Source organism: Betaproteobacteria bacterium (genome assembly GCA_016791345.1).
Lineage (GTDB): Bacteria > Pseudomonadota > Gammaproteobacteria > Burkholderiales > JAEUMW01 > JAEUMW01.
This window is the reverse complement of sequence record JAEUMW010000203.1, coordinates 1-4,937: the sequence shown is the minus strand read 5'-3', so window position 1 is coordinate 4,937 and position 4,937 is coordinate 1. Positions and strand designations below refer to the sequence as shown.

Annotated in this window: 6 protein-coding genes; all 6 read left to right on the top strand. The window is 65.7% G+C overall.

Annotation, left to right across the window (positions count from 1 at the left end; genetic code table 11):
• Positions 1 to 783: HAD-IC family P-type ATPase (locus JNK68_07740; protein MBL8540249.1), on the top strand; the 783-nt coding region annotated here is incomplete at its 5' end.
• Between the two features lie 59 nt (positions 784 to 842).
• The gene (locus tag JNK68_07735) at positions 843 to 1,088 is read left to right on the top strand and encodes a ferrous iron transport protein A (protein MBL8540248.1); all 246 of its coding nucleotides are present in this window, start codon (positions 843 to 845) and stop codon (positions 1,086 to 1,088) included.
• A gap of 23 nt (positions 1,089 to 1,111) precedes the next feature.
• The gene (locus JNK68_07730) at positions 1,112 to 2,596 is read left to right on the top strand and encodes a carbohydrate porin (GenBank protein MBL8540247.1); all 1,485 of its coding nucleotides are present in this window, start codon (positions 1,112 to 1,114) and stop codon (positions 2,594 to 2,596) included.
• 107 nt (positions 2,597 to 2,703) lie between these two features.
• Positions 2,704 to 3,201, top strand: a complete 498-nt coding sequence (locus JNK68_07725) for a c-type cytochrome (protein MBL8540246.1) — start codon at positions 2,704 to 2,706, stop codon at positions 3,199 to 3,201.
• A gap of 18 nt (positions 3,202 to 3,219) precedes the next feature.
• A complete protein-coding gene (locus JNK68_07720; protein MBL8540245.1) occupies positions 3,220 to 3,450 on the top strand; it encodes a ferrous iron transport protein A in 231 nt (76 codons plus the stop codon).
• Positions 3,450 to 4,937 (top strand): ferrous iron transport protein B (gene feoB / locus JNK68_07715; protein ID MBL8540244.1); only part of this gene is annotated, 1,488 nt, incomplete at its 3' end. The genes JNK68_07720 and feoB, both read left to right, overlap by 1 nt.

Here is a 4,937-nt window from a genome sequence, read left to right as displayed (position 1 = left end):
GCCGCCCACCGCCTCGACCATCCGCACCACTTCGACCACAAGGAAGTCGAGTTCATCGTCGCTCACGGGGTGGCGAGTGTGGTCGATGGCCGCCGCATCGTGGTCGGATCTCGCCATTTCGTCGAGGACGACGAGCGCATCCCCACGGCCGCGCATACGGGAACGATCGAACGCCTCCACCACGAGGGCAAGACCCTGCTCTACATTGGCTACGGCGGCGAGCTGCTGGGCGTGCTGGCGCTCAGGGATACGCTGCGCCCCAACAGCAAGGCGACCATCGCGCGGCTGCGCGAACTGGGCGCCAGGCGCGTTCTGATGCTGACCGGAGACCACCCGGAACGCGCCGCCGCAATGGCGCAGGAACTCGGCCTGGACGCGTTCCACGCGGGCCTGCTGCCGCACGAGAAGGCCGAGATTCTCGCCGACCTCGCGAACCAGGGCGCACGCATCGCCTTCGTCGGCGATGGCGTCAACGATGCGCCGGCGCTTACCGGTGCCCATGTCGGCATCTCCATGCACCACGGCGCGGACATCGCGCGGCTCGCCTCCGACATCGCGCTGCTCGAAGACGACATCGGCCGGGTGGCCGACGCGAAGGCCCTGGCGCTCGCCACGCAGGCGCTGATCGCCAGCAATTTCAAGCTCACCATGGGCCTCAACACGACCATCCTGTCGGCCGCCGCGCTCGGCGTCGTGCCCCCGGTGACCGCCTCGATGCTGCACAACGGCAGCACGATCGCCATCCTGCTGCGCGCCCTGGCGGGAGCCGGGCTGCACAGCTGACACCAAAAAAATTTAACCGCAAAGCGAAACGATTCGCGTTAAATGACCAGGAAGCCCACATGAAGGCCGATACCCAGTCCCCCGCCTTTCCGCTCGCGGCGGCCAACGCGGACACCACCGTGCGGGTGGTTGCGATCAACGGCGGTGCCGGGCTCGCCCGGCGGCTCGCCGAGATGGGTCTCGCCGTCGGCAGCGAACTCACCATATGCCATCGGCAAGGGGCAGGTCTGGTCGTCAGGCGGGGCGAAACCCGTTTTGCGCTCGGTGGTGGCATGGCCCACAGGATTCTGGTCTGTACGATCTGAATCATGATGGGAGCAAACAAAAGATGTGTAACCACCCTTCTGGCGGTGGCGCTTGGCCTGCGCTCGCCGCCGCATTCGAAACACATTTCCGGACGAGCCTCTGGGCGATCGCCCTCTTCATACTCGCCATCGAGGCCGCGCCACACGTGAACGCGCAAGATCTCGTACCCGAGGAAGACCGCGCTCCGGTGGCAGCAGAGCCGGTCACACCGTGGGGAACGGAAGCCCCAGCCGAGCGGCAGGAAGCAGACGGTCCGGCCACGGCGGAGGAGCCCGCTGCGATGTCCGCGCCGGAAGAACCGACCGAAGCAGACCACCCAGAGGTAGGATTGATCGAGCGCGTGACGCTGACCGGCGAGTGCGGAATGCGCACCAAGCTGGAGGAAAACGCGATTCGGTTCGGGCTTACCACGTTCAACGACGTGCAGACGGTGGTAAGCGGCGGTCTCGCGCGCCGGACCTACGCGCCGGGCCTAGTCGAAGCGACGCTCACTCTGGATCTGGATCGCCTCTTCGGCTGGTGCAGGACCCTCGCCTTCTTTCGCGGACTCGGCATGTACGGGCGCGACCCGACGGAGGGTACGGGCTCGCTGAACGCGCCCAGCAACCTCGGCAACAGCGTGGGCACCATCAGACTCTTCGAGGGATGGATCGAGCCCACCTTCTTCGACGAGATGCTCTCGATCCGCGCCGGCATGTATGCGGTCGATACCGAGTTCGACGTGAAGGAAACGGCGGCCGTCCTCATGAACGGCGGCTTCGGCACTGGTGTCGATCTGTCGCAGAGCGGACGCAACGGCCCCTGCATCTACTCCACCTCCTGCCTCGGCGTGCGCGTCGGCTTCCATCCAACCCCCAACTGGTACGCGCAGGTGGCGCTCGTCGACGGTGTGGCCGGCAATCCGAACGACCCCTATGGCACACACGTCATCCTGAACCGCGACGAAGGCATGCTCACGCTCGGTGAGGTCGGCTGCACGCGTGGCGTCGACGAGGGCGGCTTCATCCATGCCGCCGTGGGCATGTGGTATTACACCCGCCCGTTCGACGACATCCTGCAGGTCGATGCCAACGGCAACCCGCAGCAGACGTTCAGCAAGCCGGGCGTCTATGCGCTGCTCGAAGGCGCACTGTACACGGAGCAGGGCAAGCCGACCCAGGGTCTTTCCGCCTTCATCCGCGTCGGCATGGCCGACCAGAACGTGAACCAGGTCCAGTACTACGCAGCCGGCGGCTTTGCCTACACTGGTTTTTTTCCCGGCCGCGACGAGGACGTCGCCGCCCTCGGCGTGTCCGTCCCGATCAACGGCTCGCGCTACAAGACTGCACAGGAACTCGCGGGGAATCCGGTCCGCGACCTCGAAGCAGCCATCGAAGCAACCTACTGGGTACCCGTCCTGCCTTGGCTCAGTATGCAGGTCGACGCACAATACATCGTGAACCCGGGCACCGATCCCACGATCGACAACGCACTCGTGCTCGGCATGCGTACCCGAATCGTCTACTGAACAGGACCCACAAAATGTCATCCCCAGCGGATGTATGGCGGCGGCTGATCCCGGCTCTGATGCTGTCGGGTCTGGCCGCATGCTCCGCCAGCAACAAGCAAACCCCGATGACACGCGCCGAAGAGGTCGGCGCACCGCTCCTGCGCTGCCCGCAGCAGCGCGACACGGACCCAGCGCCGCCGAGCTTTCAGAAGCTCGTGAATCCGCTGCCGAAGACGGCCACCGACATCGAACAGGGCAAATTGCTGTACGAGCGCGATGCGAAGCCGATTGCCTGCGTCAACTGTCACGGCTTCAAGGGTGACGCGGCCGGCAAGGACGGCGTCGATCTCGATCCTCCGCCGCGCAATTTCATCTGCCAGCCGACCATGGCCGAGATCACCGACGGGCAGATGTTCTACGTGATCCTGCACGGCTCCGGCGACTTCCACTGGCCGGCTCGTCAGGGTGCACAACTCATCGAACGCCCGGGCGTCGGCAAGCCGCGCGCAACCAGCATGCGCGCCTACCAGGACTATCTGAGCGAGTCGGACATCTGGAAGATCGTGATGTACATCCGCACACTACCCGCGGCGGCCGGCAAGTCCGATGGCTCCTCGCGATAACCGGAGGCGAACCTGCACATGAACACCTTGAGAGATCTCAAAGTCGGTGACCGCGCCCGCGTGCGCGGCTTTTCGGAAGCCGGCGGTGCCTACCGCCGCAAGCTCCTGTCGATGGGGCTGACGCCCGGCGCAGAACTCAGCGTAACGCGGGTGGCGCCGATGGGAGATCCGGTCGAAATCCGTGTGCGCGGCTTTGCCCTGTCGCTGCGCAAGGACGAGGCCGATGCCCTGAGCGTGGAGAAACTGTGATGACTACCAGCACCACCTGCACGATTGCCCTGGTCGGCAACCCGAACTGCGGCAAGACCACCCTTTTCAACGCCCTCACCGGCTCGCGCCAGCAGGTCGGCAACTGGCCGGGGGTCACCGTCGAGAAGAAGAGCGGTGAATACAAGCACGATGGCCTGCGCTTCGAAGTGGTCGATCTGCCGGGCACCTACTCGCTCGACGTGGTGGACCGCGAGGTCTCCCTCGACGAGAAGGTCGCGCGCGACTATGTGCACGCGGGCGAAGCCAGCCTGGTGATCAACATCGTCGACGCGGCCAACCTGGAGCGCAACCTCTATCTCACGAGTCAGCTCGCCGAGATGCGCGTGCCGCTGCTGGTGGTGCTCAACATGGTCGACGTCGCGGAAGACAAGGGCATGTCGGTCGACGCGGCCGCCCTGTCGCGCCGCCTCGGCTGCCCGGTGGTGCCAGTGGTGGCCTCCGAAGGTCGCGGCATCGACGCGCTCAAGACGGCGATTCGCCAAGCCGTCAAGTCGCGGCAGGCGGCGACGGCCGAGATCGCGTATGACGAAGGCCTGGAGCGCGCGATCGGCGAGATCGTGCCGCGGCTCGAGGCTGCGGCCCGCACGCACTCGACCTCGCCGCGCTGGCTCGCCGTGCGCCTGCTCGAAGGCGACGACCTCGCCCGCGCGGCAGCCGGACCGGAACTCGCCGCGCAGGCGGCAGACAAGGCGAAGGAACTCGGCGACGATCTCGACATCCTCGTCGCCGACGCCCGCTACGGCCTCGCCAATCGCATCGCCAGTGCCACTGTCAAGGTGAGCGGCCGTGCCAGCCGGGACATGACCGACCGCATCGACCACGTGGTGCTGAACCGCGCGCTCGGCATCCCGATCTTCCTGGTGATGATGTACCTGATGTTCATGTTCACCATCAACATCGGCGGTGCGTTCATCGACTTCTTCGACCAGTTCGCGGCGGCCATTTTCGTCGATGGCTCCAAGCAGGTGCTGGAGCGCGTGGGCTCGCCGGAATGGGCCAACGTGCTGCTCGCCAGCGGCATCGGTGGTGGCCTGCAGACGGTCGCCACCTTCATCCCGGTGATCGGCTTCCTGTTCCTGTTCCTGTCGGTGCTGGAGGACTCCGGTTACATGGCGCGGGCTGCGTTCGTGATGGACCGCTTCATGCGCTGGGTGGGGCTGCCAGGCAAGAGCTTCGTTCCGCTGATCGTCGGCTTCGGCTGCAACGTGCCGGCAATCATGGCCACGCGCACCCTCGAACACCGTCGCGACCGCCTGATGACCATCGCCATGGCGCCCTTCATGTCGTGCGGCGCACGCCTGCCGGTGTACGTGCTGTTCGCCGCCGCCTTCTTCCCGGAAGGTGCGCAGAACGTGGTCTTCGGGCTTTACCTCATCGGCATCGCAATCGCCGTGCTGACCGGTCTCGTGCTCAAGAAGACGCTCCTCAAGGGCGAAGCCACACCCTTCATTATGGAGCTTCCGCCC